Genomic DNA, 640 nt, shown 5'->3' on the forward strand with positions numbered 1-640 from the left:
GCTCGACGGTTTCCCAGGTGAGGGGTTCTTCTTCGTGCAGTACACCCAGTGTTACCCCCTGGCAATGCTGGGCTTCGTACACTGTGCCGTGTGAATTAGTGACGGGGGTTTCACGGCTGCAAATCACCTGGGCACCGCTAACCATGGTGAGTAGTACACAAGGGACTTCGTCCTGGGGTTTAACTGCATGAATCGCGTCCAGGTGGGTATCGCTGTCACCAATATCCCAGCAGTCGATCAGATCTCCCGCTTGGCAGTGATCCGCCTGCAGCTTTTCTGTCAACCAGCTGCCGGCAGCCACGCACCAGGGATCGTCCGGCACGGTGCCGCCACCGCCATTGGAAGGGGTTCTGATAGTGCCTATGGTGCGGCGCCAAGTGCTGGCGGCGAGTTGGGAGTAGATAGTGGTGGCCTTATAGGTGACTGCTCCACCTTTGATGCCTGGATCATCACAATAGACATAGTATTTTCGGCTGAACGACAAGCCACTAATACTGCCGGCGTTGTAGCTGCGAGTGCCAAAGCCAAACTGCACCGAGTGTGCGGCAATGGAGATTCTGGCGGTGCTACCAGCATCCACAGCGGAGAGTGCGGAGCTGGTGGGCAGGCTGGCGATACCGGACTGGATCAACGGCAGGTT

At 57.7% G+C, this 640-nt stretch carries 1 pseudogene; it reads right to left on the reverse strand.

Annotated features, from left to right (window positions below):
• Positions 1 to 640 (reverse strand): annotated as a pseudogene (locus Q1A48_RS21305) (hypothetical protein); the annotation flags it as partial.

Origin of the sequence: uncultured Microbulbifer sp. (assembly GCF_947489355.1) — a bacterium.
In the GTDB taxonomy this organism is placed as follows: Bacteria; Pseudomonadota; Gammaproteobacteria; order Pseudomonadales; family Cellvibrionaceae; genus Microbulbifer.